General features: G+C 73.2%; 20 protein-coding genes. 17 read left to right on the top strand and 3 right to left on the bottom strand.

The window, feature by feature from the left end:
• Nucleotides 1-126: 126 nt before the first annotated feature.
• Complete coding sequence (gene serA, locus JE024_RS10660; protein ID WP_205373352.1) at nucleotides 127-1719, top strand: phosphoglycerate dehydrogenase; 1593 nt, start codon at nucleotides 127-129, stop codon at nucleotides 1717-1719.
• Nucleotides 1720-1806: 87 nt separating this feature from the next.
• On the opposite strand, the gene JE024_RS10655 is transcribed toward serA, so the two are convergent.
• A complete protein-coding gene (locus tag JE024_RS10655) occupies nucleotides 1807-3372 on the bottom strand; it encodes an MFS transporter (protein WP_205373351.1) in 1566 nt (521 codons plus the stop codon).
• 95 nt (nucleotides 3373-3467) lie between these two features.
• Between JE024_RS10655 and JE024_RS10650 the strand changes: the two genes are divergently transcribed.
• A complete protein-coding gene (locus tag JE024_RS10650) occupies nucleotides 3468-4064 on the top strand; it encodes a TetR/AcrR family transcriptional regulator (protein ID WP_205373350.1) in 597 nt (198 codons plus the stop codon).
• 88 nt (nucleotides 4065-4152) lie between these two features.
• Here the strand turns inward: JE024_RS10650 and JE024_RS10645 are convergent, their stop codons facing one another.
• Nucleotides 4153-5307, bottom strand: a complete 1155-nt coding sequence (locus JE024_RS10645) for a PucR family transcriptional regulator (RefSeq protein ID WP_205373349.1) — start codon at nucleotides 5305-5307, stop codon at nucleotides 4153-4155.
• A 179-nt stretch (nucleotides 5308-5486) separates the two neighbouring features.
• Between JE024_RS10645 and JE024_RS10640 the strand changes: the two genes are divergently transcribed.
• The 3 genes from JE024_RS10640 to JE024_RS10630 all read left to right on the top strand — a co-directional run bounded on the left by JE024_RS10640 (nucleotide 5487) and on the right by JE024_RS10630 (nucleotide 8448).
• The gene (locus tag JE024_RS10640) at nucleotides 5487-6413 is read left to right on the top strand and encodes a proline dehydrogenase family protein (protein ID WP_205373348.1); all 927 of its coding nucleotides are present in this window, start codon (nucleotides 5487-5489) and stop codon (nucleotides 6411-6413) included.
• A 47-nt stretch (nucleotides 6414-6460) separates the two neighbouring features.
• On the top strand, nucleotides 6461-8092 hold the full coding sequence (gene pruA, locus JE024_RS10635) for an L-glutamate gamma-semialdehyde dehydrogenase (RefSeq protein WP_205376484.1): 1632 nt from the start codon (nucleotides 6461-6463) through the stop codon (nucleotides 8090-8092).
• Between the two features lie 116 nt (nucleotides 8093-8208).
• Nucleotides 8209-8448 (top strand): hypothetical protein, encoded by a 240-nt coding sequence (locus JE024_RS10630; protein WP_205373347.1) that lies wholly within the window; start codon nucleotides 8209-8211, stop codon nucleotides 8446-8448.
• A gap of 60 nt (nucleotides 8449-8508) precedes the next feature.
• Here JE024_RS10630 and JE024_RS10625 read toward each other — a convergent pair whose 3' ends face one another.
• Entirely contained in the window at nucleotides 8509-9342 is an 834-nt protein-coding gene (locus tag JE024_RS10625; protein WP_205373346.1) for a DUF1206 domain-containing protein, read from the bottom strand.
• 311 nt (nucleotides 9343-9653) lie between these two features.
• On the opposite strand from JE024_RS10625, the gene JE024_RS41915 reads away from it, so the two are divergent.
• From JE024_RS41915 to JE024_RS10570, 12 genes are all read left to right on the top strand, one after another.
• A complete protein-coding gene (locus JE024_RS41915; RefSeq protein WP_280521553.1) occupies nucleotides 9654-9782 on the top strand; it encodes a hypothetical protein in 129 nt (42 codons plus the stop codon).
• 100 nt (nucleotides 9783-9882) lie between these two features.
• Nucleotides 9883-10926 (top strand): 3-isopropylmalate dehydrogenase, encoded by a 1044-nt coding sequence (locus tag JE024_RS10620; RefSeq protein WP_205373345.1) that lies wholly within the window; start codon nucleotides 9883-9885, stop codon nucleotides 10924-10926.
• 263 nt (nucleotides 10927-11189) lie between these two features.
• Nucleotides 11190-12278: a branched-chain amino acid aminotransferase gene (locus JE024_RS10615; RefSeq protein WP_205373344.1), complete on the top strand. Its 1089-nt coding sequence runs from the start codon at nucleotides 11190-11192 to the stop codon at nucleotides 12276-12278.
• Nucleotides 12279-12483: 205 nt separating this feature from the next.
• Nucleotides 12484-13233 carry an urease subunit gamma gene (ureA, locus tag JE024_RS10610; protein ID WP_205373343.1) on the top strand — a complete coding sequence of 250 codons (750 nt, stop codon included), beginning with the start codon at nucleotides 12484-12486 and terminating at the stop codon, nucleotides 13231-13233.
• On the top strand, nucleotides 13230-14963 hold the full coding sequence (locus JE024_RS10605; RefSeq protein ID WP_205373342.1) for an urease subunit alpha: 1734 nt from the start codon (nucleotides 13230-13232) through the stop codon (nucleotides 14961-14963). The genes ureA and JE024_RS10605 overlap by 4 nt, the downstream gene beginning before the upstream one ends.
• 11 nt (nucleotides 14964-14974) lie before the next feature.
• Nucleotides 14975-15997, top strand: coding sequence for an agmatine deiminase family protein (locus JE024_RS10600; protein ID WP_205373341.1), 1023 nt, complete (start codon nucleotides 14975-14977; stop codon nucleotides 15995-15997).
• 46 nt (nucleotides 15998-16043) lie between these two features.
• Nucleotides 16044-16664 carry a TetR/AcrR family transcriptional regulator gene (locus tag JE024_RS10595; protein ID WP_205373340.1) on the top strand — a complete coding sequence of 207 codons (621 nt, stop codon included), beginning with the start codon at nucleotides 16044-16046 and terminating at the stop codon, nucleotides 16662-16664.
• 827 nt (nucleotides 16665-17491) lie between these two features.
• Nucleotides 17492-19105 (top strand): citramalate synthase, encoded by a 1614-nt coding sequence (gene cimA, locus JE024_RS10590; protein WP_205373339.1) that lies wholly within the window; start codon nucleotides 17492-17494, stop codon nucleotides 19103-19105.
• A 209-nt stretch (nucleotides 19106-19314) separates the two neighbouring features.
• Nucleotides 19315-20289 carry a LacI family DNA-binding transcriptional regulator gene (locus tag JE024_RS10585; RefSeq protein WP_205373338.1) on the top strand — a complete coding sequence of 325 codons (975 nt, stop codon included), beginning with the start codon at nucleotides 19315-19317 and terminating at the stop codon, nucleotides 20287-20289.
• A 146-nt stretch (nucleotides 20290-20435) separates the two neighbouring features.
• Entirely contained in the window at nucleotides 20436-23543 is a 3108-nt protein-coding gene (locus JE024_RS10580; RefSeq protein ID WP_205373337.1) for a glycoside hydrolase family 3 N-terminal domain-containing protein, read from the top strand.
• 163 nt (nucleotides 23544-23706) lie between these two features.
• Entirely contained in the window at nucleotides 23707-25080 is a 1374-nt protein-coding gene (locus JE024_RS10575; RefSeq protein ID WP_205373336.1) for a hypothetical protein, read from the top strand.
• Between the two features lie 187 nt (nucleotides 25081-25267).
• A complete protein-coding gene (locus JE024_RS10570; protein WP_205373335.1) occupies nucleotides 25268-26461 on the top strand; it encodes a S8 family peptidase in 1194 nt (397 codons plus the stop codon).
• The last annotated feature ends 77 nt before the right edge of the window (nucleotides 26462-26538 follow it).

Here is a 26538-nt window from a genome sequence, read left to right as displayed (position 1 = left end):
TGCACCACTACACTCATCCCTACATACGCGTCAGGCCCACAGTGTCGTGCGTCTTCCACGCGGCTAGCCCCCTCCACCGCTGCGGCCGTCGGGACGGCCGTCTGCACCGGACATGTGAGGACTCACGTGAGCTCGAAACCTGTCGTACTCATCGCTGAAGAGCTTTCGCCCGCCACCGTCGACGCACTCGGCCCGGACTTCGAGATCCGCCACTGCAACGGCGCCGATCGCGCGGAGCTCATCCCCGCCATCGCCGATGTGGACGCCATCCTCGTCCGCTCCGCGACCAAGGTCGACGCGGAGGCCATCGCCGCCGCCAAGAAGCTGCGTGTCGTCGCCCGCGCCGGTGTGGGCCTGGACAACGTGGACGTCTCCGCCGCCACCAAGGCCGGCGTCATGGTGGTCAACGCCCCGACGTCCAACATCGTCACCGCCGCCGAACTCGCGTGCGGTCTGCTCGTCGCCACCGCGCGCAACATCCCGCAGGCCAACACCGCCCTGAAGAACGGCGAGTGGAAGCGCTCGAAGTACACCGGTGTCGAGCTGAGCGAGAAGACCCTCGGCGTCGTCGGCCTCGGCCGCATCGGCGTGCTGGTCGCCCAGCGGATGTCCGCCTTCGGCATGAAGATCGTCGCCTACGACCCCTACGTCCAGCCGGCCCGCGCCGCGCAGATGGGCGTCAAGCTGCTCTCGCTCGACGAGCTGCTGGAGGTCTCCGACTTCATCACCGTCCACCTGCCGAAGACGCCCGAGACCCTCGGCCTCATCGGCGACGAGGCGCTGCACAAGGTGAAGCCGGCCGTCCGCATCGTGAACGCCGCGCGCGGCGGCATCGTCGACGAGGCCGCGCTGTACACGGCGCTCAAGGAGGGCCGCGTCGCCGGCGCCGGCCTCGACGTGTACGCGAAGGAGCCCTGCACGGACTCCCCGCTGTTCGAGCTCGACCAGGTCGTCTGCACCCCGCACCTCGGCGCGTCCACCGACGAGGCGCAGGAGAAGGCCGGTATCGCCGTCGCCCGTTCGGTGCGCCTGGCGCTCGCCGGCGAGCTGGTCCCGGACGCGGTCAACGTCCAGGGCGGTGTGATCGCCGAGGACGTGCGCCCCGGCCTGCCGCTCGCCGAGAAGCTCGGCCGCATCTTCACCGCCCTCGCCGGCGAGGTCGCCGTCCGCCTCGACGTCGAGGTCTACGGCGAGATCACCCAGCACGACGTCAAGGTGCTCGAACTCTCCGCGCTCAAGGGCGTGTTCGAGGACGTCGTGGACGAGACGGTCTCCTACGTCAACGCCCCGCTGTTCGCGCAGGAGCGCGGTGTCGAGGTGCGGCTGACCACGAGCTCCGAGTCGCCCGACCACCGCAACGTGGTCACGGTGCGCGGCACGCTCTCCGGCGGCGAGGAGGTCGCGGTCTCCGGCACGCTGGCCGGCCCCAAGCACCTCCAGAAGATCGTCGCCATCGGCGACCACGACATCGACCTGGCGCTCGCCGACCACATGCTGGTGCTGCGGTACGACGACCGTCCGGGTGTCGTGGGCACGGTCGGCCGCATCCTCGGCGAGGCCGGTCTGAACATCGCCGGTATGCAGGTCTCCCGCGCGGAGGAGGGCGGCGAGGCGCTCGTCGTGCTCACCGTCGACGACACCGTCCCGCCCGCGGTGGTCGCGGAGATCGCCGAGGAGATCGGCGCGGCCTCGGCCCGCTCGGTGAACCTCGCGGACTGACGTCCGCCGCACGGGCGTACCGCGCCCGTGAAGTGCCCCGGCCCGGCTGCTCGGCGCAGCCGGGCCGGGGCACATCCGTGACCGGGGTCAGCGTCCTGCCGTCACGGCCGCCTCCGGCTCCCCGGCCGGGCGGTCCGCCGGCCGCTCCGTGCGGCGCAGCACCACCGCGGCGAGCACGGCCGCGCCGACCAGGACGGCCCCGCCGCCGATCGCGGCGGTCCCCATGCCCTGGACGAAGGCCCGCTGCGCCGCGTCCAGCAGCGCGCCCCCGGCCGCCTCCGGCAGCCGCCCGGCGACCGCGGCCGCTCCGCCCAGCGTCTCGCGCGCGGTGTCCAGCGCCTCGGCGGGCAGGCCCGCCGGCGCCGAGTCGTCCATCTCCCGGCGGTAGACGGCCGTGCCCACGCTGCCGAGGAACGCCATGCCCAGCGCGCCGCCGAACTCCTGCCCCGTCTCCAGGACCGAGGCGGCCGAGCCCGCCTTCTCCGGCGGAGCGGCGGCGAGCGCCATGTCGGAGACGGTGGCGGCCACGGTGACGATGCCGCAGCCGATGACGGCGGCTCCCGTGAGCAGGACGACCAGGGAGTCGGTGCCGGCCGCCGCGAGGATCGCGTAGCCGCCGGCGCCCACCAGGAATCCCCCTGTGACGACGGCGGGCCGGCCGAAGCGCCCCGCGGCCGCACCGGCCGCGGGCGCGGCCCCGCCGACGGCGAGGGAGGGGACGAGGCTCCACAGGGCGGCCTCCAGCGAGCCCATCCCGAGGACCGACTGGAGGTACTGGGTGGTGAAGTACGCGGACCCCATCATCGCGAACATCGCCAGTCCGTTGAGGACCACCCCGGTCCCGAATCCGCGCCCGCGGAACAGGTCCCGGCTGATCATGGCGTCCTGCCGGCTCCGCTGACGGCGCACGAAGAGGTGTCCGACGGCCAGGCCCGCGGTGACGCACAGCGCGGAGACGGTGTGGTAGCCGTCGGCTGCGATCTCCTTGAGCCCGTAGACGACGGGGAGCACCGCGCCCATCGACAGCGGGACGCTCAGCAGGTCGAAGCGGCCGGGGGAGGGGTCCTTGAACTCCGGGACCAGCAACGGGACGAGGATCAGCAGCAGCACCATCGCGGGCACGTTGATCAGGAACACCGAACCCCACCAGAAGTGCTCCAGCAGCACCCCGCCGAGCACGGAGCCGAGGGCGATGCCGCCGGCCATCGCGCCGGACCAGATGCCGATCGCGGTGGTGCGCTGGGCGTCGTCGCGGAACATGTTGCGCACCAGCGCCATGGTCGAGGGCATGAGCGTCGCCCCGCCGATGCCGAGCAGCGCCCGGGCGGCGATCAGCATCTCGGCGCTCTGCGCGTACGCCGCGCAGACCGAGGCGACGCCGAAGGCGACGGCGCCCAGCATCAGCAGTCTGCGGCGTCCGATCCGGTCGCCGATCGAGCCCATGGTGATCAGCAGCCCGGCGAGCGCGAAGGCGTAGACGTCGAAGATCCAGAGCTGCTGGGTGGAGCCGGGGTCCAGCTCCCGGGTGATGGCGGGGATCGCGAAGTAGAGGACGGAGATGTCCATGGAGACGAGCAGGAGCGGCAGCAGCAGGACGCCGAAGGCGGTCCATTCCCGGCGGCCGGCGCGCGGCGATGCGGCGGAGTGCGTCATGCAGAGCAATGTACGGCCGTCTTAAACGGTTGTATAGAACGGCTGTGTAATACATCTGTGTAGGACGCCCGTACAGCCCGGGCTACGCTGCTGCCATGGGACATCGCGAGGATCTGCTCGACGGCGCGAAGCGCTGCCTCCTGGAGAAGGGGTTCGTGCGCACCACCGCGCGCGACATCGTCAAGGCGTCGGGGACCAACCTCGCGTCGATCGGCTACCACTACGGCTCGAAGGACAAGCTGCTCGGGCAGGCGTACCTCGCCCTGGTCGAAGAGGTCTCCGACCAGTTCGACGGCGCCGGGCGCGCGCGGAACGGCGCGGCCCCCGGATCCCTGGAGCGCTTCGAGGAGGTCTGGTCCAACATCATCGGCACCATGCGCGGGCCGGACAGCCTCTGGCACCTGAGCATGGAGATCGTGGCCATGGGCGACCTGGTGCCGGAGGTGCGCGACTACCTGGCCAGGGAACAGCGCGAAGCTGCGCGCGGCCTCATCCCGATGTTCCAGGGCGGTGAGGAGCCGGCGGCCGACCACCCCGACGTCGACACGCTCGGCAAGTTCTACACGACGCTGATGATGGGCCTCATCGCCCAGTGGCAGTTCGACCCCGCGACGGCCACCCGGGCGGGTGAGCTCACCGAGGGGCTGCGCCTCGTCATGAAGGCGGCCGCCGAAGGCGCGCGGCCGTCCTGACGCCGGCCCGGCCGGGGGCGCGGGCCGCCTCGGCGTCGCCCCGGCGGGAGCCCGGCCGTCCCGGCGCCGTCCCCGTGCGGGGCGGCCGTCACAGCCGGTGGCCCTTGAGCGCCATGTGGAGCAGCAGCCGGTGCTCGCCGTCGTCGAGGTCGAGGCCGGTGAGCTGCTCCACGCGGGACAGCCGGTAGTACAGCGTCTGCCGGTGGATCCCGAGGGCCGCCGCCGTCCGCCCGGCCTGCCCCGCGTGGTCGAGGAACACCTCGGCGGTGCGGGCCAGTTCCCGGTGAGCCGGAGCCAGCAGCCCCCGCACCGACCGGTCCCCGGCGGTGTCCGCGGGCAGCGCCGTCAGCAGCCGGTAGGCGCCGATCTCCGACCAGCGGGCCACCGGGCCGAAGCGGGCCTCCGCCAGCACGGCCCGGGCGGCCGACGCCGCCTCGCGCCAGGCCGTGTCCAGCTCGGCGAGCCCGCGCCGCGCGTCCGAGATCCCGCAGCCCACCGCCGGCCCGGCCTCCGGGACCGGGCCCCGCAGCCGCGCGGCGACCGCCGCGGCGGGTGCCGCCGTGTCCGCCGCCCGCACCCGCACGAGCGCCGCCAGCGCCTCGCCGGGCGCGGCGCCCGCCCGGAGCCGGAGGGTGCACAGCGCCGCCGCGCCCGGCAGCGACCGGGCCGACGGAGCGTCCCCCGCCCGCCACGGCGTCACGCACACCAGCATGTGGAGGCCGTCGGCGTCCTCGCCCAGGGCGTTGCCGAGTGCGGTGGCCGCCGTGTCGTACGGTCCGCCCCGCGGGGCGGTGAGCACCGCGCGCAGCTCCCGGGAGAGGTCGGCGCCGGCCCGCTCCTCGTCGGCGAGCAGGCCGCCGATCCGCTCCGTCACCTCCATGGCCGCGGCGAGCTGCTCCGGGCCGGGGCCCGGGTCGGTGTCGAGCAGCCAGACGTAGCCGAGCACCACGCCCCGATGGCGTACCGGCAGGCAGATGCGGTCCCGGTTGACGCCGGCCTCCGGTGCGGCGGGGATGCGCAGCGGACCGGTGGCCCGCGCGATGCCGAAGTCCTCGAACCAGGCGCGGACGGCGGGCGTGGACCTGCGCGTCAGGATGGAACGGGTGCGGACCGGATCCATGGCCGCGTCGTCGCCCTCGTGGGCCCCGAACGCGATCAGTCCGAAGTCCCGGTTCTCCAGGGTCGCCGGCGCGTTCAGCAGTGCGGAGATCTCGTCGACCAGATCCTGGTAGTCGCCCTTCACGCGGACATTCTCGCATCCGTTCAGACAGATGTCTGAGATCGCGGCCACGGATGCGTGACAGCTGTCGATGGCACACGATCGGAGCGATCCTTAGATTTCACGGTGGTTCTTCGTGCCGTTCCCGGTTTGTCCACCGAGCCGGGTTCAGCCCCCTCACACGTGTTCCATGGAGGTGCCCCGTGCTGGGTCCCGTGATCCTCGCCGCCTCGCGCAGCGACAAGATGCGCCGCTTCGTCTCGGCCGCCCCGGGGACCAAGCAGGTCGTCGCCCGGTTCATCGCCGGCGAGACCGTCGACGAGGTCGTCCCGATCGTCGTGGACGCCGCCGACAGGGGCCTGGAGGTCACCCTCGACGTCGTGGGCGAGGACATCACCACCCGCGAGCAGGCGTACGCCGCGCGCGACGCGTACCTGGAGCTCGTCGAGCGCCTCGCCGGGCTCGGTCTCGGCGAGCGGGCCGAGATGTCGGTGAAGCTCTCGATGTTCGGCCAGGCGCTGGAGGGCGGTCACGAGCTCGCGCTCGCCAACGTCCGCCCGGTCGTGGAGGCCGCCGCCGCCATCGGCACCACGGTCACCCTGGACGCCGAGGACCACACCACCCTGGACTCGATGTTCGCCATCCACGAGGAGCTCCGGAAGGACTTCCCCCGGACCGGCTGCGTCATCCAGGCGTACCTCTTCCGCACCGAGGACGACGCCCGCCGGCTCGCCGCCGCCGGCAGCCGGGTCCGCATCGTCAAGGGCGCCTACAAGGAGCCCGCCTCCGTCGCCATCCAGGACAAGGCGGAGATCGACAAGGCGTACGTGCGGATCCTGCGGATCCTCATGGAGGGCGAGGGGTACCCGATGATCGGGTCCCACGACCCGCGGCTCATCGCCATCACCCAGGAGCTCGCCCGCAGTGCCGGGCGCAAGCTCGACGAGTACGAGTTCCAGATGCTGTACGGGATCCGCAGCGACGAGCAGGTCCGGCTCGCCGCCGAGGGACACCGGATGCGCGTCTACACCGCGTACGGCACCGACTGGTACGGCTACTTCATGCGCCGCCTCGCGGAGAAGCCGGCCAACCTCCTGTTCTTCGTGCGCTCGATGATCACCAAGAACTGACCCGAACCAGGGCCCTTTACACCCCCGAAGAAGGAGTCATGGCAACCATGGACGCCGTCACCCAGGTCCCCGCGCCCGTCAACGAGCCGGTCCACGGCTACGCCCCCGGTTCGCCCGAGCGCGCCCGCCTGGAGGTCAAGCTCAAGGAGCTTGCCGAGAACCCGATCGAGCTGCCGATGACGATCGGCGGCGTGCGCCGGATGGGCGGCGGCGAGCGCGTCGACGTCGTGCAGCCGCACAACCACAAGGCCGTCATCGGCACCTTCGCCGGTGCCACCACCCAGGACGCCCAGGACGCGATCGACGCCGCCCTCGCGGCGGCGCCGGCCTGGCGCGCCATGTCGTTCGACGACCGCGCCGCGATCATCCTGCGCGCCGCCGAGCTGCTGGCCGGCCCCTGGCGCGAGACGCTGGCCGCCTCCACCATGCTGGGCCAGTCCAAGACCGCGCAGCAGGCCGAGATCGACACCCCCTGCGAGCTCGTCGACTTCTGGCGCTTCAACGTCAAGTACGCCCGCGACATCCTGGCCGAGCAGCCCCCGGCCAACTCCCCGGGCGTCTGGAACCGCATGGACCACCGCCCGCTGGAGGGCTTCGTCTACGCGATCACCCCGTTCAACTTCACCGCCATCGCGGGCAACCTGCCGACCGCCCCCGCCCTCATGGGCAACGTGGTCGTCTGGAAGCCGTCCCCGACCCAGACCCACGCCGCCGTGCTGCTGATGCGGCTGCTGGAGGAGGCCGGTCTGCCGAAGGGCGTCATCAACCTGGTGACCGGTGACGGCATCGCCGTCTCCGAGGTGGCGCTGGAGCACCCGATGCTCGCCGGCATCCACTTCACCGGCTCGACCCGCACCTTCCAGCACCTGTGGAAGACGGTCGGCAACAACATCGAGAAGTACCGCTCCTACCCGCGCATCGTCGGCGAGACCGGCGGCAAGGACTTCGTCGTCGCCCACCCGAGCGCCGACCGCGCCGTCCTGAAGACCGCCCTGACCCGCGGCTCGTTCGAGTTCCAGGGCCAGAAGTGCTCGGCGTCCTCCCGCGCCTACGTCCCGGCGTCCATCTGGAACTCCGGCTTCAAGGAGGAGTTCGCCGCCGAGGTCGACGCCATCGCCATGGGCGACGTCACCGACCTGACGAACTTCATCGGCGCCGTCATCGACGAGCGGTCCTTCGCCAAGAACAAGGCCGCCATCGACCGCGCCCACGAGGACCCGAGCTGCACCGTCGTCGCGGGCGGCACCTACGACGACTCGGTCGGCTACTTCGTGCGCCCCACCGTCATCGAGTGCTCCGACCCGGAGAACGAGGTCTTCACGACCGAGTACTTCGGCCCGATCCTCGCCGTGCACGTCTACGAGGACGACGCCTACGACGCGATGCTGGAGCAGATGGAGTCGGTCTCGGCGTACGCCCTCACCGGCTCGGTCATCGCGGGCGACCGCGCCGCCGCCGCGCACACGATGGAGAAGCTGCGCTACGCCGCGGGCAACTTCTACATCAACGACAAGTCGACCGGCGCCGTCGTCGGCCAGCAGCCCTTCGGCGGCGGCCGCGCCTCCGGCACCAACGACAAGGCCGGCGCCCCGCAGAACCTGATGCGCTGGACGCTGACCCGCGCCATCAAGGAGACGCTGGTCCCGCCGACCGACTACACGTACCCGCACATGGGCTGAGGCCCGGGTACGCCCGAGAACACCGCCCCCCGCCGGTCCCCCCAGACCGGCCGGGGGCGGCTCGCGTGGGGCGGGCTTACGCTGGCGGCAGGGGGAAGCGCCGAGGAGGAGACGCCATGCCCGGTTCCACGACCCTCGGTCCCGGCCACGGGGCCGACGCGATCGACCACCCCGACGCGACCCGGCTCGCGGCGCTCACCCGCGAACTGCACCGGCTGCTGTCGGAGGACGGTCCGAACCGGATCACGGACGCCCAGGCGGCCGCGCTGTGCGGCGGCGGAGCCCGCGAACGCGCGGAGTTCACCGCCTGGATGGAGCGGGTGGCCGGGCGCCTGGAGGCGGCCGTCGCGGACTGAACGCGAAAGGGCGGGGACGGCACCCGGGTGCCGTCCCCGCCCTCGCGCGTCAGCCGCGGCTCACACCTTGCGCCACCGCGCCATCGCGAACGAGAAGATCCCGAAGAGCGCGAGACCGGCCGCGATCAGACCGAGCAGCCAGGGCCCGGCGGGCGTACCGGCGAAGGTCCGCAGGGCGTCGTCGAAGCCCTTGGCCTCGTCCGGGTCGTACTGGATCGCGGCACGTGCCACGAAGAAGCCGATCACCGCGAAGACCGCACCGCGGGCGACGCCGCCGCCCACGCCGGTGACGTCGGTGAAGCGGCGGGCGCCGCGCGACATCTCACCGCGCTTCAGGTGCTTGTGGTACTTGCGCATCGCGGCACGCGCCGCGACCACCACACCGGCCACCACGATCCCGGCGCCGGCCAGACCCACCAGCCACTGACCGGCGGGCAGCTCCAGGGCGCGCGAGGTGACGTCCTTGGACTGCTGGTCGCTGGAGCCGCTGCCGCTCTCGCCCGCCGCGAAGGAGAGCACCGAGTAGGCGACGAACGCGTAGAAGACCGCCCGCGCTCCGGAGAGCGCCCGCTTGGACGCCTTGTGCCCGTCCGGCCCCGCGGCGCCGAAGGCCGCCTCCGACAGGCGCCACAGCGCCATGCCGACGAGTCCGATGCCGACGACCCAGAGCATCACCGAGCCGAAGGGCTGCTCCGCGAGCGTCGCGAGCGCCCCGCCCCGGTCGGCCTGCTCGCCGCCGTCGCCGACGGCGATCTGCAGCGCGAGCACACCGATCAGGATGTAGAGCACCCCGCGGGCCGCCAGGCCCCACCGGGCGCCGTAGCCGACGGCCTTGCTGTTCGCCGCCTTGCGGGCCTTCGCGGACCCGCGGGCCCCCAGTACATGAGCGTTCATGTCAACCTCCCCGGACGCGGCTGCCCCCGGAACCGGTGGCGAAACGGCGCGCGCCGGGAGGCCGGGGCCGCCGCGGGGGGCGGGAGCGCCGGTGCAGGTGGGGAGGGGTGCCGTCTCAGATAGTAGGAAGTCCGAGTAATTGTGGAGACAGAAGTGTCCGGCTGCCCTAGTTTTGTAGGAGCCGAACGTCTCGCTCGATCCAGCGAATGGCGGTCGTGAGCCAGTGCCCCCGCGCAGGCAACCCCTGCGGCACGCTCCCCGCCCCTTCCGGCGCCTTCGAAATCATTCCGATCTCCGAGGAGTCGATCATCATGTCCGCTGAGACCGCCCGCCGCGCCCGCCGTACCTCCCGCGCCTCCGAGGCCGACCGCAGGAACGCGGCCGCCGCCCTGCAGCGCGCCCTCGACCGCCGTGACAACGGTGGCGAGACCGGCCACTGAGCTGCCCCTTCTCCTCCCGCAACCGTCCCGCACGGCGACACGGAGTCCACATGCCGGACGCCGAATGTCACCGAATGGGACGCGGGAGTAGGGTGCCGACATGTCTCGCAGCATCGATCTCGCAGTGGTCCCCGGTGACGGCATCGGCAAGGAAGTCGTGGCCCAGGGCCTGAAAGTCCTCGCCGCCGTCCTCCCGCAGGATGTGAAGCTGGAGACCCGGGAGTACGACCTCGGCGCCCAGCGCTGGCACCGCACGGGGGAGACCCTGCCGGATGCCGAACTCGAATCCCTCAAGGGTCACGACGCGATCCTGCTCGGCGCCATCGGCGACCCCTCGGTCCCGTCCGGCGTCCTGGAGCGCGGGCTGCTGCTGAAGCTGCGCTTCGCCTTCGACCACTTCGTCAACCTGCGGCCGTCGAAGCTGTTCCCCAACACGGCGACCCCGCTCGCCGGCCGCCCGGACATCGACTTCGTCGTCGTCCGCGAGGGCACCGAGGGCCCCTACACGGGCAACGGCGGCTCCCTGCGCACCGGCACCGAGCACGAGGTCGCCACCGAGGTCAGCCTCAACACGGCGTACGGCGTGGAGCGCGTGGTGCGCGACGCCTACGCGCGGGCCGCGGCGCGTCCCCGCAAGAAGCTCACGCTCGTGCACAAGAACAACGTCCTGGTGTACGCGGGCCACATGTGGAAGAACATCTTCGACCGCGTCGGCCAGGAGTACCCCGAGGTCACCACCGACTACCTGCACGTGGACGCCGCGACGATCTTCTTCGTCACGCAGCCCGAGCGCTTCGACGTCATCGTCACCGACAACCTCTTCGGCGACATCCTGACCGATCTCGCCGCCGCCGTGACCGGCGGCATCGGCCTGGCCGCGTCCGGCAACATCAACCCGACCGGCGCCTTCCCGTCGATGTTCGAGCCCGTCCACGGCTCGGCGCCCGACATCGCCGGCACCGGAAAGGCCGACCCCACGGCCACCATCCTGTCCGTCGCCCTGCTCCTGCGGCACCTGGGCTACGAGGCCGAGGCCGTCCGCATCGAGGACGCGGTCGCCGCCGACCTGGCGGAACGCACCGCCGGCACCGTCCGCACGACGGACGAGATCGGCGACGCGCTCGCGGTACGCGTAGCGAGCTGACCCGCCGGACTCACACATCCGGGGGCTGTCCCCCGACACCCCCAGAAGCCGCCGGGTCGCATCCCCTCCGCGCCCGGTGGCTTCTCCTGCACGGCCCCGGGTGCAACCATCGATCCCGGGGCCGCCTCCACGCTGTTCCCTGCCCGGTCCTCCGCGCGCGATAATCGAACGTGGGCCGTGGCGCACGCCGATGCTCGGACGTCCGAGCATCGGCCCGGCGTGAGCGCGGTCCGCCACTGACAACCGGTGAAGGACATCCACTCATGACGACGCCCACGATCGAGCTCAAGCCCTCCTCGCACCCGCTGTCCGACGCCGAGCGCGAGGCGATCCTGACCGACCCCGGCTTCGGCCGCCACTTCACCGATCACATGGTGACGATCAAGTGGACCGAGGGCCGAGGCTGGCACGACGCCGAGCTCGTCCCGTACGCGCCGCTGTCGATCGACCCGGCGAACATGACCCTGCACTACGCGCAGGAGATCTTCGAGGGGCTCAAGGCGTACCGCCGTCCCGACGGCTCGGTCGTCACCTTCCGCCCCGACGCCAACGCGCGCCGCTTCCAGGCGTCCGCCCGCCGGCTGGCCATGCCCGAGCTGCCCGTCGAGCTGTTCATCGGCGCCTGCGACGCGCTCGTCCAGCAGGACAAGGCGTGGGTCCCGGAGCACGGCGGGGAGTCCTCGCTCTACCTGCGCCCCTTCATGATCGCCGCGGAGGTCGGCCTGGGCGTGCGGCCGGCCAACGAGTACCTCTTCATCGTCATCGCCTCGCCGGCCGGCGCCTACTTCCCCGGCGGCGTCGAGCCCGTCTCCATCTGGCTCTCCGAGGACCGGGTGCGCGCGGTCCCCGGCGGCATGGGCGACGCCAAGACCGGCGGCAACTACGCCGCCTCCCTGCTCGCCCAGGCCGAGGCCGCCACCCACGGCTGCGCCCAGGTCGCCTACCTCGACGCCGTCGAGCACCGGTGGGTCGAGGAGCTCGGCGGGATGAACCTGTACTTCGTCTACGAGGACCACATCGTCACCCCGGCGCTCACCGGCTCCCTCCTCGCGGGCATCACCCGCGACTCGCTCCTGCGGCTCGCCGAGGACCTCGGCCACCCGTCGCGGGAGGGCCGGATCTCCATCGAGCAGTGGAGGGCCGACACGGAGAGCGGCGCCCTCAAGGAGGTCTTCGCCTGCGGCACCGCCGCCGTGATCACCCCGGTCGGCACGGTCAAGACCAGGGACGGCGAGTGGGAGCAGTCCGGCGGCCGGCCGGGCGAGGTCACCATGAAGCTGCGCAAGGCGCTGCTCGACATCCAGACCGGCCGTGCCGAGGACGTCCACGGCTGGACGCACGAACTCGGCTGACGGCCCCCCGGCACCCGCACCGGCCCCGCGACCTGCACCGCAGGTCGCGGGGCCGCTGTCGTTTCCGGGAGTCATGTTCGAGTGACGCTCCAATGTGTATCCGGTGGTGTGCACTGCTGGGCAAGGGTTTCGGTGGGCCCGTGGGAGTCTTGACGGGCATTGTTAGAGTGGTGCTCAAAGTTCAGGCGCGTGTGGAGGTGCCGGCATGAGACTGACCCCGACCGAGCGGGACCGGCTGCTGCTGTTCGGCGCCGCCGAGCTCGCCCGGGCCCGGCGCGCCCGCGGACTGCGGCTCAACGTCCCCGAGGCCACCGCGCTCGTCGCGGACACCGTCTGCGAGGCGGCGCGCGACGGGCGGCGGCTCACGGAGGCGATCGAGGCGGCCCGGGCCGTGCTCGGCCCCGACGACGTGCTGCCGGGTGTCGCCGACATCGTCACCGAGGTGCACGTCGAGGCCGTGTTCGACGACGGCTCCCGGCTGGCGGTCGTCACCGACCCGATCGGCGGCGGCGGTCTCGGCGCGGCGGCCCCCGGCGCCCTGCTGCCCGGCCCCGGCCAGGACGAGCCCGGCCCCGCCCGCACCCTGACCGTGCGCAACACCGCGTCCGTACCCGTCAGCGTCACCTCGCACTTCCACTTCTTCGAGGCCAATCCGCGGCTCTCCTTCGACCGGTCGGCCGCCTACGGCATGCGGCTCGCCGTGCCCGCCGGGTCGTCCGTGCGCTTCGACGCGGGCGCCACCGAGGAGGTCGGGCTGCTGCCCATCGGCGGCGACCGCGTCGCCATCGGCTTCGCCGGGCTCGTCGACGGCCCGCTGGATGCCCCGGGAGCGAAGGAGGAGGCCCTGCGCCGGGCCGCCGCCTGCGGCTACCTGGGCACGGCCGACGCCGACGCCGACGACGGCGACGCGCACGGCACGGAAGGCACGGAAGGCACGGAAGGAACGGCACCATGAGCAGGCCCACCCGCCACCACGACCACAGCCGCCCGGCCGCCCGCCGGACGGACCCCTACGAGTACGCCTCCGTGCACGGCCCCAGGGCCGGCGACCGGGTCGTGCTCGGCGACACCGGTCTCGTGGTGCGCGTCGAGTCCGACAGCCAGCGGCCCGGCGACGAGTTCCTCGCCGGCTTCGGCAAGACCGCGCGCGACGGCCTCCACCTCAAGGCCGCCGCCGTCCGCGAGACCTGCGACGTCGTCATCAGCAACGTCCTGGTGATCGACGCGGTGCTGGGCATCCGCAAGGTCTCGATCGGCATCCGGGAGGGCCGCATCCACGCCATCGGGCGGGCGGGCAACCCGGACACCCTCGACGGCGTGGACGTCGTCGTCGGCACCGGCACCTCGATCGTCTCCGGCGAGGGCCTGATCGCCACGGCCGGCGCCGTCGACACCCATGTGCACCTGCTGTCGCCGCGGATCATGGAGGCGTCCCTGGCGTCCGGCGTCACCACCGTCATCGGCCAGGAGTTCGGCCCCGTCTGGGGCGTCGGCGTCAACTCGCCCTGGGCGCTGCGGCACGCCTTCGGCGCCTTCGACGCCTGGCCCGTCAACATCGGCTTCCTCGCGCGGGGTTCGTCGTCCGATCCCGCCCCGCTCGTCGAGGCGCTGGCCGAGGGCGGCGCCTCCGGCTTCAAGGTGCACGAGGACATGGGCGCGCACACCCGGGCCCTGGACACCGCCCTGCGCGTCGCCGAGGAGCACGACGTCCAGGTCGCCCTGCACAGCGACGGACTCAACGAGTGCCTCTCGGTGGAGGACACCCTGAGCGTGCTCGACGGACGCACCATCCACGCCTTCCACATCGAGGGCTGCGGCGGCGGGCACGTCCCCGACGTGCTGCGGATGGCCGGGGTGCCCAACGTCATCGGCTCCTCCACCAATCCCACCCTGCCCTTCGGCCGGGACGCCGTCGCCGAGCACTACGGCATGATCGTCTCCGTCCACCAGCTCAAGACCGACCTGCCCGGCGACGCGGCCATGGCCCGCGACCGCATCCGGGAGGGGACCATGGGCGCCGAGGACGTGCTGCACGACCTCGGGGCCATCGGCATCACCTCCTCCGACGCCCAGGGCATGGGGCGCGCCGGGGAGACCGTGCGCCGCACGTTCGCCATGGCGGGCAAGATGAAGGCCGAACTCGGCCCGCTGCCCGGCGACGGCGAGCACGACGACAACGCCCGCGTCCTGCGCTACCTCGCGAAGCTGACCGTCAACCCGGCCGTCGCCCACGGGCTCTCCCACGAGATCGGCTCCATCGAGACCGGCAAGATGGCCGACATCGTGCTGTGGCGCCCGGAGTTCTTCGGCGCCAAGCCGCAGCTCGTGCTCAAGTCCGGCTTCCCCGCGTACGGAGTGACGGGCGACCCCAACGCGGCCACCGACACCTGCGAACCCCTCGTGCTCGGACCGCAGTTCGGCGCGTACGGCGCGACACCCGCCGACATCTCCGTCGCCTTTGTCGCCCGGGCGGCCGTCGACCTCGGCTCCGACTCGATGCCCACCCGCCGGCGCCGCGTCGCGGTGCGCGGCACCCGCGGCATCGGCCCGCGCGACCTGCTGCTCAACTCCCGCACCGGCGAGGTCGCGGTGGACGGCCGTACGGGACTGGTCACCCTCGACGGGGCCCCGCTGCGCTCCGCACCCGCCGAGTCCGTCTCCCTCAACCGCCTCTACTTCCTCTAGGAGCCCTCGCCGTGACCTTCCGCATGCCCGCCGAGTGGGCCCCCCACGAGCGCACCTGGATGGCCTGGCCGGGCCCCAACCCGACCTTCGCCGACGACGCGGAACTGGCCGGGGCCCGCGCCGCCTGGGCCTCGGTCGCCCGGGCCGTGCGCCGCTTCGAACCCGTGACCGTCGTCGCCGGCCGGGGCCAGTCGGACGGCGCCCGCGCCCTCCTCGGCCCGGACGTCGAGGTCGTCGAGCACGACCTCGACGACGCCTGGATGCGCGACATCGGCCCCACCTTCGTGACCGACGGCTCCCAGCTCGCCGCCGTCGACTGGGTGTTCAACGGCTGGGGCGCCGCCGACTGGGCACGCTGGGACCACGACGCCCTGATCGCCCGCCATGTCGCCGGCCTCGCCGGGGTGCCCGTGCACTCCTCGCCGCTCGTCAACGAGGGCGGCGGCCTCCATGTCGACGGCGAGGGCACTGTACTGCTCACCGACACCGTCCAGCTCGGCCCCGAACGCAACCCCGGCTGGACCCGCGAGGAGGTCGAGCAGGAGATCCACGCGCGACTCGGCACGACGAAGGCCATCTGGCTGCCGCGCGGGCTCACCGGCGACTACGGCCGGTACGGCACCCGCGGCCATGTCGACATCGTCGCCGCGTTCGCCGGCCCCGGCGTCGTCGTCTGCCACACCCAGCCCGACCCCGCCCACCCCGACCACGCGATCGGCCGGGCCAACGCCGACCTGCTGCGCGACGCCACCGACGCCCGGGGCCGCCGGCTGGAGGTCGTCGAGGTGCCCGCCCCCACCGTGCTGCGCGACGAGGACGGCGAGTGGGCCGACTACTCGTACATCAACCACTACGTCTGCAACGGCGGCGTGGTGCTGTGCGCCTTCGACGACCCGCGCGACGAGATCGCGGCCGGCATCTTCCGGCGCCTGTACCCGGACCGGACGGTGACGCTCGTCGACGCGCGCGAGATCTTCGCGGGCGGCGGCGGCATCCACTGCATCACCCAGCAGCAGCCCGCCGTCCGCGGCTGATCAGGTAGAACGTACGGGTGAACGCCACGCACGCGGCAGCCGCCGCATGACCCCCGCCCCGTCCCGCCGCCGCAACGCGGCCCCGCCGCGCGAGGACGTGCTCGCCGCGGCGATGGAGACCATCGCCGCGCGCGGGCTCGACGGGCTGACGATGGCCGGGCTGGGGCGCGAGGTCGGCATGAGCAGCGGCCACCTCCTCTACTACTTCCGCACGAAGGACGAACTGCTGCTCCAGACCCTGGAGTGGAGCGAGGGCCGCCTCGGGGCCGAACGCGGGGCGCTGCTCTCCCGCGAGGGCCCGGTGCGCGAGCGCCTGGACGCCTACGTCGACCTCTACGTCCCCGACGGCCCGCGCGACCCGCACTGGACGCTCTGGCTGGAGGTCTGGAACCGCTCGCAGTACGCCGACGACGACGCCCGCGCCCGCCAGGCCGCGATCGAGGGCGCCTGGCACCGGGACCTGGTCGCCCTGCTCGCCGAGGGCATCTCCCGCGACGAGTTCCGCCCCGTCGACCCGGCCCGCACCGCCGCGCGGATGCGCGCGCTGCTGGACGGGTTCAGCGTCCACGTCGCGGTCGGCATACCGGGCACGGGCCGCCCCCAGGTCCTCTCCCACGTAGCGGACTTCATCACGGAGACCTTGCTTCCCAGCCGTCCCGCAGCGTGAGGACGCGGCCGGCGGCTTGGCCTCCGCCTGCCTGGTCTCCGCCGCTCGTGCGGCGTTGCCTTTCCAGCCCGTCCGGCGTTTGAGGACACGGCCGCAGGCCGTGCCGCGTCCACCGGCTCGCGGCCGGGGCCGGGTCGGGCCGCCGCCTGGTCTCCGCCGCTCGTGCGGCGTTGCCTTTCCAGCCCGTCCGGCGTTTGAGGCCACGGCCGCAGGCCGTGCCGCGACCACCGGCCCGCGGCCGTGGCCGGGCCTGTGGCACCCACCGTCTCGGTCCGCCGCGCATCGCCCCGCGGACCCCCGGTGGTCGCAGCACCGCGCTGCGCACGGTGTCCTCAATCGCCGGACGGGCTGAAGAGGCTGCCCCCGCCCGAGCCCCCGGACGGGCTGAAGAGGCTGCCCCCGCCCGAGCCCCCGGACGGGCTGAAGAGGCTGCCCCCGCCCAAGCCCCCGGACGGGCTGAAGAGGCTGCCTCCGGACGGGCGGAGGAGGCTGCCCGCACCCGAGCCCCCCGACACGCAGACAGCGCCCGGTTCGCATCGTGAGACCCCCGGTCGGGGGACCCCCGGCCTGTGGCACACTGCCCCCGTGCTCTCGTTCGCCATGATTATCGGCAGCAGCGCGCCGGTCCGCAGTGACCGCTGAACCCGTGGCAGCACCCCCGCGGACAGCGGCACCGTGCCTCAGACCCGCGCGCAGACCTCTCGCACCCGCGAGGGGTTTTTTCGTTTTACGGCCTCACCCGCGGCCGGGAACGAGCCGCGCGCGATGATGGGGGCAAGTGGAGCCAGACATTCCGGAGCCACTCATCCGACAGGAGTCAGGACAGCATGACCACCAACGGCCAGGACACGCAGGTCGACGACAGTTTCCACGTCTTCGACACGACCCTGCGCGACGGCGCTCAGCGCGAGGGCATCAACCTCACCGTCGCGGACAAGCTGACCATCGCCCGGCACCTGGACGACTTCGGCGTGGGCTTCATCGAGGGCGGCTGGCCCGGCGCCAACCCCCGGGACACCGAGTTCTTCGCCCGCGCCCAGCGCGAGATCACCTTCCGCAACGCCCAGCTCGTCGCCTTCGGGGCCACCCGCAGGGCCGGCGGCAAGGCCTCGGAGGACCCGCAGGTCAAGGCGCTCCTGGACTCCGGCGCACCGGTGATCACCCTGGTCGCCAAGTCCCACGACCGGCACGTCGAACTCGCCCTGCGCACCACGCTCGACGAGAACCTGGAGATGGTCCGCGACACCGTCACCCACCTGCGCGAGCAGGGCCGCCGCGTCTTCGTCGACTGCGAGCACTTCTTCGACGGCTACAAGGCCAACCCCGGCTACGCCAAGGCGGTCGTGAGCGCGGCGTACGAGGCCGGTGCCGACGTCGTCATCCTCTGCGACACCAACGGCGGGATGCTGCCCGCCCAGATCCAGGCCGTCGTCTCCACCGTGCTCGCCGACACCGGCGCCCGCCTGGGCATCCACGCCCAGGACGACACCGGCTGCGCCGTCGCCAACACCCTCGCCGCCGTCGACGCCGGCGCCACCCACGTCCAGTGCACGGCCAACGGCTACGGCGAGCGGGTCGGCAACGCCAACCTCTTCCCCGTCGTCGCCGCGCTGGAGCTCAAGTACGGCCGCAAGGTGCTCCCCGACGGCGCGCTGGCCGACATGACCCGGGTCTCGCACGCCATCGCCGAGGTCGTCAACCTGACGCCCTCCACCCACCAGCCCTATGTGGGTGTCTCCGCCTTCGCGCACAAGGCCGGTCTGCACGCGTCCGCGATCAAGGTCGACCCCGACCTCTACCAGCACATCGACCCCGAACTGGTCGGCAACACGATGCGCATGCTGGTGTCGGACATGGCCGGCCGCGCCTCCATCGAGCTCAAGGGCAAGGAGCTCGGCATCGACCTCGGGGGCGACCGCGAACTGGTCGGCCGGGTCGTCGAGCGGGTGAAGGAGCGGGAGCTCAAGGGCTACACCTACGAGGCCGCCGACGCCTCCTTCGAACTGCTGCTGCGCGAGGAGGCGGAGGGCCGTGCCCGCCGCTACTTCCGCACCGAGTCCTGGCGGGTCATCGTCGAGGACCGCCCCGACGGCACCCACGCCAACGAGGCCGTCGTCAAGCTCTGGGCCAAGGGCGAGCGCATCCTCGCCGCGGCCGAGGGCAACGGCCCCGTCAACGCCCTGGACCAGGCACTGCGCGTCGGCCTGGAGAAGATCTACCCGCAGCTCGCCAAGCTGGAGCTGATCGACTACAAGGTGCGCATCCTGGAGGGCCGGCACGGCACCGGCTCCACCACCCGGGTGCTGATCTCCACCGGCGACGGCACGGGGGACTGGTCCACCGTCGGCGTCGCCGACAACATCATCGCCGCCTCCTGGCAGGCCCTGGAGGACGCCTACACCTACGGCCTGCTGCGCGCGGGCGTGGAGCCCACCGAGTAGCCGGACGTGCGCCGGAACCCCGGTACGGCGCACACCGCACCTCCGTTTTCACTTCCTGAACGGACAACACCCCTCCAGGCCGCCGCAGTTGGACATCAGCCGATTTCGGTGTGAAGTCTTGACGGCATCAGGGGTGGGCTGTTGACTCACCGCACCACCGCCGGAACCGGTTCCGGGACCCGGTGCGGGACTCGACGCGGAGGCGCCCGATGCGTGTCACGATCGCCGATGTCGCACGGGAGGCGGGGGTCAGCAAGACCACCGTCTCCCGGGTGCTCAACGACCGTGCCGACGTGGACTCCGTGACCGCGGCCCGTGTTCGTGAAGTGATCGGTGCCCTCGGCTACGTCCCGAGCTCCGGCGCGGTCGGGCTGGCCCGGGGCCGCAGCCGTACGGTGGCCATGCTGACGCCCCCGCTCACCTGGCCCTGGATGGGCGAGGTGCTCCAGGGCGTCGTGGACACCGTCGAGGCCGCCGGATACGGCCTCCTGCTCTACACCTGCAACCGCGGCGCCGAGTCCGTCGCCCACTTCACCGGCCAGGTCTCCGCGCGCGCCTTCGACGGGCTGCTGGTCGTCGAGCCCGAGGGCACCCTGGAGACCATCACCGCGATGTACCGGCGGGGCCTGCCCGTCGTCCTCGTCGACGACCGCGGCCACCACCCCGACTTCCCCTCCGTGGGCACCACCGACCGGGAGGGCGGCGCCTCGGCCGCCCGGCATCTGCGGGACTCCGGGCGGGGCCGCCCGCTGGTCGTCGCCGGCCCCACCGCCTTCGGCTGCGTGCGCGACCGGCTCGACGGCTTCCTGGGCGTCCTGCCCACCGGGCTGATCGCCGAGGGCGACTTCTCCGAGGAGTCCGGCCGGGCCGCGGTCGAGCGGGCCCTGGCCGGCGGCGCGCGGATCGACTCCGTCTTCGCCCACAACGACCTGATGGCCGCGGGCGCGCTCCGGGCGCTGCGCGCGGCCGGTCTGCGGGTCCCCGAGGACGTCGCCGTCGTCGGCTTCGACGACATCCCGACGGCCCGGCACACCGAACCGCCGCTGACCACCGTGCGTCAGCCGATGCGCGCCATGGGGGAGTCGGCCGCCCGGCTGCTGCTCGCCCGCCTCGCCGGCGAGGACCCGCCCGCCGGGCCGCTCGTGCTCCCCACCGAACTGGTCGTCCGCGGCTCGGCCCCCTGAGCCGCCCCGGCCCGCACCCACGCCCCACTCCGACCGCGTCCCGCGCCCCCGAGCGCGCCCGACGCCCCCGACCCGCGCCGCCCGGTTCCCGCCGGGCGCCGTCCGCCTGCCCCAGCACCACCCCCCGCACCTCGAAGGAGCCGTACATGCCCCTGCCGTCCCCCTGGCCGCGCACCCGGCGGCGCAGCCGGTCCCGCACCGGCGCCACCGCGCTGATAGCCGCGACAGCCGTGCTCGGCTCGCTGCTCGCGGGCGCCCTGCCCAGCGCCGCGGCTCCCGCCGACGAGCCCGCACCCGTACCGGTCGACCGCTTCGAGGGCGAGGTCCCGCTCGCCGAACCGCCGGCCGACGGGATCTTCACCTGGGGCAGCGACGCCGACGACCACCCCCGGCTGCGGTTCGCCGCGCGGGACGACGCCCCCGAGGGCGAGAAGGTCCTGGCGGGCGACTACGACATCAGCGGCTGGGGCGGCCTCAGCCACGAGTACGCCGTCGACAGCACGCCCCGCGACTGGACGGCCTCCAAGGGCCTGCGCTTCTGGTGGTACGGGCAGAACACCGCCCCCCTGCCGCCCGGTTCGGGCAAGCGGATCAACTTCGAGATCAAGGACGGCGGCGCCCACGGCGGCGCGTCCGAGCTCTGGACCACCTCCTTCACCGACGACTGGGAGGGCTGGCACCTCGTCGAGATCCCCTTCGCCGACTTCGTCTACCGCGCCGACTACCAGCCGGTCGGCGGGATCGACCAGGTCCTCGGCCTCGACCGGATGTGGGGCTGGGCGCTCACCCTGCCGCCCGGCGCCCCCGGCTCCTTCGCCGTCGACGGCATGGAGCTCTACGGGAAGGCCGACCCCGCCCTCAAGGCCAAGGTGCTGACCGACGCAGCCGTGTACCCCGTCGGGGAGGGCGGCACCGCGCGCGTCGCGATATCCGTCGCCACCACCGGCTCCGTGCCCCTCGACGAGCCCGTCACCGTCGACTGGACCACCGGCACCGGAGGCGGCGCCGAGCCGGGCGCCGACTACACCCCCGTCTCCGGCACCCACACCTTCCCGGCGGGCACGCCCTCCGGCACCACCCGCACCGTCTCCGTCGTCACCCGGGGCGACCGCACGGCCGAGGCTGCCGAGACCGTGCCGCTGAACCTGACCGTCACCGGCGCCAAGCCCCCCGCCGAGAACCCGCAGGTCGTCATCGACGCCCACGGCCTGCCGTACCTCGACCCGAAGCTGCCGGTGCACCGGCGGGTCGCCGACCTGCTCGCGCGGATGTCCCTCGCGGAGAAGACCGGCCAGATGACGCAGGCCGAGCGCAACGCCCTGCGCTCCCCGGGCGACATCGCCGCCTACGACCTCGGCTCGCTGCTCTCCGGCGGCGGCTCGGTGCCCGCCCCGAACACGCCCGAGGCATGGGCGAAGATGGTGGACGCCTACCAGCTCCGCGCGCAGGCCACCCGCTTCCAGATCCCGCTGATCTACGGCGTGGACGCCGTCCACGGGCACAACAACGTCGTCGGCTCGACGATCATGCCGCACAACATCGGCATCGGCGCCGGCCGTGACCCCGAACTCGCCCGGCGCACCGGCGCGGTCACCGCGAAGGAGGTGCGCGCCACCGGCGTCCCGTGGGACTTCGCCCCCTGTGTGTGCGTCACCCGCGACGAGCGCTGGGGCCGCTCCTACGAGGCGTTCGGCGAGGACCCCGCGCTGGTGACCGCCATGGAGACGGTGATCCAGGGCATGCAGGGCGCCCCTGACGGCCGGGACCTCGACCGCAACGACAAGGTCCTCACCAGCGCCAAGCACTTCGTCGGCGACGGCGGCACCGAGTTCGGCTCCTCGACGACCGGGTCCTACACGATCGACCAGGGCATCACCCGGGTCACCCGCGAGGAGCTGGAGGCGGTGCACCTGGCGCCGTTCGCGGAGGCGGTGAAGCGCGGCGCCGGCACGGTCATGCCGTCGTACTCCTCGCTGGACGTCATCGGCGACGACGCCGGCCCGGTGAAGATGCACGCCAACGCCGAGATGATCAACGGGGTGCTCAAGGACCGGATGGGCTTCGAGGGCTTCGTCATCAGCGACTGGCAGGCCATCGACCAGATCCCCGGCGACTACCCGAGCGACGTCCGCACCTCGGTCAACGCCGGACTCGACATGATCATGGTGCCGACGAACTACCAGGAGTTCACCCGCACGCTGCGCGACGAGGTGACCGCGGGCCGGATCACCGAGGAGCGGATCGACGACGCGGTCTCGCGCATCCTGACCCAGAAGTTCCGCCTCGGTCTGTTCGAGCAGCCCTACGCCGACACCACCCACATCGGCGCCGTCGGCTCGGCCGCGCACCGCGCGGTCGCCCGCGAGGCGGTCGCCAAGTCCCAGGTGCTGCTGAAGAACGACGGCGCGGTGCTGCCGCTGAAGAAGTCCCAGAAGGTGTACGTCGCCGGCTCCAACGCGGACGACATCGGCAACCAGGCCGGCGGCTGGACGGTGAGCTGGCAGGGCGCCCCGGGCCGGACCACCACCGGCACGACGATCCTGGAGGGCATGCGCAAGGCGGCCCCCGGCGCGGTCATCGACTACTCGAAGGACGCGTCCGCCGCGACCGACGGCTACGACGTCGGTGTGGTGGTGGTCGGCGAGACCCCGTACGCCGAGGGCATCGGGGACGTCGGCAACGGCCACGACCTGGAGCTGAGCGCGGCGGACAAGGCAGCCGTGGACACGGTCTGCGCCGCGATGACCTGCGCGGTCCTCGTCGTGTCCGGCCGCCCGCAGCTCATCGGCGACCGCCTCGGCGCCATCGACTCCCTGGTCGCCTCCTGGCTGCCGGGCACCGAGGGCGACGGTGTGGCCGACGTCCTGTACGGCACCCGGCCCTTCACCGGCCGGCTGCCCGTCACCTGGCCGAAGTCCGAGGCCCAGCTCCCCATCAACGTCGGGGACCGGTCCTACGACCCGCAGTTCCCGTACGGCTGGGGCCTGACCACCCTGAAGCGGGCCCCCGGCGGCGGTGAGCTCACCCTCAAGGCGATCGGCCTCGCCGCGAAGATCCTCCAGGCCGCGGGCCGCGCCCGGTCCGCCGAGGCCGACGAGCTGGCCGGCACCGCGCGACTGCTCGTCCAGCAGCGCATCGGCCGGAACATCACCGAGGCGACGGCCAAGCCCTTCGCCGACGCCGACCACCGCCTCCTCTCGGGAGACCTGACGGGCGCGATCGCCGCGCTCACCACCGCCTACCGGGCGGCCTGACCTCCGCTCGTCCGGTGGCGGTCCCGGCCGGGGCCGCCACCGGACGAGGACCCGTTCCCGGTCCGTCCGGCGATGGGGGGACACCGCCGCGGTGTCCCCGGTCGCCGGACGGACGTCAACCCTCTTCTGTCCCCTTTGTCCTCCGTTCGGGTAGCGTCGACATATGAGGATTCGGCCGCTCACCCTGGTGTCGGCCCTCGCGGGGCTGACGATCGCACTGCTTCTGGCCCTGGCGCCGGCCTCGTCCGCCGCCGGGGCCCCGGGACTGTCCGACGCCGCCGCCGCCCTGAGACAGGGCCCGGTGTACGTCCATCCGTCCATGACCGACGAGATCTCCCGGGCCGAGGCGCAGTCGCTCGCCGCGCAGATCGAGGAGGCCGACAAGCCGGTCCTCGTCGCCGTGCTGCCGGCCACCGACGCCTTCCCGCCCGACACCCTCCTCGCCGACCTGCGCGCGCAGACCGGGATCACCGGGCTCTACGCCGTCCGTCTCGGCGACGGCTTCGACGCGGGGGCGGACGCCTCCGTGATGCCGAACCGCGCGGTCGACAACCTCGTCGCCTCCGTGAAGGGCGGCGCCCCCGTCGACGCCGCCACCCAGCTCGACGACTTCGTCGGGCAGGCCCTGCCCCAGACCTCCGGCTCCGCTCCCTCCTCCTGGTCGTCCGGCCAGGACGGCACCGGGCCCGGGCGCGGCGGCGCCGGCTTCCTGATCAGCGTCGGCATCCTCGCCGCGGCCGGCGGCCTCGCCGCGTTCACGGTGGGCCGCACCCGGCGCCGCCGCCGGGAGGCCGAGGACCGGGCCAACCTCGACCGGCTGCGCGTGGTCGTCGACGAGGACATCACCGCCTTCGGCGAGGAGCTCGAACGCCTGGACTTCCACCCCTCGGAGAAGGGCGCCGACGACGCCATGCGCGCCGACTACGAGCGCGCGCTCGACTCCTACGACACCGCCAAGTCCCGGATGGACCGGGCCGAGCGGCCCGCGGACGTGCGCCCGGTGACCGAGTCGCTGGAGGACGGCCGCTGGTCCCTGGCGTCCCTCGCCGCCCGGCGCACGGGCCGGCCCGTGCCCGAGCGCCGGGCCCCCTGCTTCTTCGACCCGCGCCACGGCCCCTCGGTCGCCGACGTCTCCTGGGCGCCCACCGCGGGCACCGCCCGCGAGGTGCCCGTCTGCGCGGCCGACAAGGCCCGCGTCGAGTCCGGCGGCGAGCCGGACGCCCGGACGGTGGACACCGGCTCGGGACGCCGCCCGTACTGGGAGGCGGGCCCGGCCTACGGCCCCTGGGCGGGCGGCTACTTCGGCGGCGGGCTGCTGCCGGGGCTGCTGATGGGCACCATGCTGGGCCACATGCTCGCGACCCCCGCCTACGCGGCCGACTACGGCGGCGGCGACTACGGGGGCGGTGACTTCTCGGGCTCCGACTTCGACAGCGGCGACTTCGGCGGCGGAGGAGACGTCGGCGGGGGCTTCGGCGGCGGTGACTTCGGCGGTGGCGGCTTCGGTGGCGGTGACTTCGGCGGCGGCGGCTTCTGAGCCCCGCCCCGGCTGCCCCCCGCTCCCGGCTCCCGGGTGCCCGCCCCGCCCCCGGCATCCGCCTCACGTCGTGCTCCCGCCCGTGTCCTCGGGCGTCCGCACGCGCATGTACACCAACCGTGGGGACGCGATTCGAAACAGCTACCGAGAGTAGTAATCACTTACGCTGCGTGCTTGTCTCGTGCGCATGCGCAACAGAACCAGGCTCAGCGCCTGTGCCGCGGCCGCTGCCGCGATGCTCGTGTCCACCGGTCTCACGACCGCCTCCGCGACCGCCGACCCCGCCCCCACCCGGGCCACCCCGGCACCCCTCTACCGGTCGAGTGCGCCGGTCGAGGGCCAGTACATCGTCTCCCTCGCCCCCGGCGCCGTCGACGCCGAGACCCTGGCGAAGCAGATGGGGCTGAAGTCCCTCTTCACCTACTCGTCGGTGATCAGCGGCTTCGCCGCCAAGCTGACGCCCGAGCAGCTCAACACCGTCCGCTCCACCGCCGGCGTGGCCGCCGTGGAGCAGGACGCCGTGGTCACCGCCACCGGCGCGCAGCGGGCCGGCAAGGCGCCCGCCGCCTCCTGGGGCATCGACCGGCTCGACCAGACGGACCTGCCGCTCGACCAGGAGTTCACGGTGAGCGGGACGGGCGAGGGCACCACCGGGTACATCCTCGACACCGGCATCGAGTACGGGCACAGCGAGTTCGGCGGCCGCGCGCGCTACGGCTACGACGCCGTCGGCGACGGGCGGGCCGGGGCAGACTGCAACGGTCACGGCACCCATGTCGCGGGCACGGTCGGCGGCGCCACCTACGGTGTGGCGCGCCAGGCGGACCTGGTGAGCGTGCGGGTCCTCAACTGCGAGGGCAGCGGCACCTGGTCCGGCATCATCGCCGGTCTCGACTGGATCGCCCTCGACGCCGAGCAGCCCGCGGTGATGAACGCCTCGCTCGGCGGGGCCTACTCCCGCATGGTGAACGACGCCCTCGACCGGGTCGCCGCCAGCGGGGTCGTGCCGGTCGTCGCGGCCGGCAACGACGACATCGACGCCTGCGACGTCTCCCCGGCCTCCGCGCCGCGCGCCTTCACCGTCGGCGCGAGCGACACCCAGGACCGGGAGGCGGGCTTCTCCAACCACGGCGAGTGCCTCGCGCTCTACGCCCCGGGCACCGCGATCGTCTCGGCGAAGCTGGGCGGGGGCAGCGCCGCCCACAACGGCACCTCGATGGCCGCGCCGCACGTGGCCGGTGTCGCCCTGCTGGCCCGCCAGGCCGCTCCGGCCGCCAACGCCGAGGCGATCGAGGACTGGCTGCTGGACGCCTCGGTCAAGGACACCCTGACCGTGGACGCCGGCTCGCCGAACCGGCTGGTGAACACCGGGGGCCTGTGACCCGGCGGCGTCCGACGCGGACGCACGAGCGCCCGCCGTGCCGGAAGCCGGCAGGGCGGGCGCGCTCGTGGGGCGGT

Origin of the sequence: Streptomyces zhihengii (assembly GCF_016919245.1) — a bacterium.
In the GTDB taxonomy this organism is placed as follows: Bacteria; Actinomycetota; Actinomycetes; order Streptomycetales; family Streptomycetaceae; genus Streptomyces; species Streptomyces zhihengii.
This window is presented reverse-complemented; position numbering and strand designations above follow the sequence as displayed.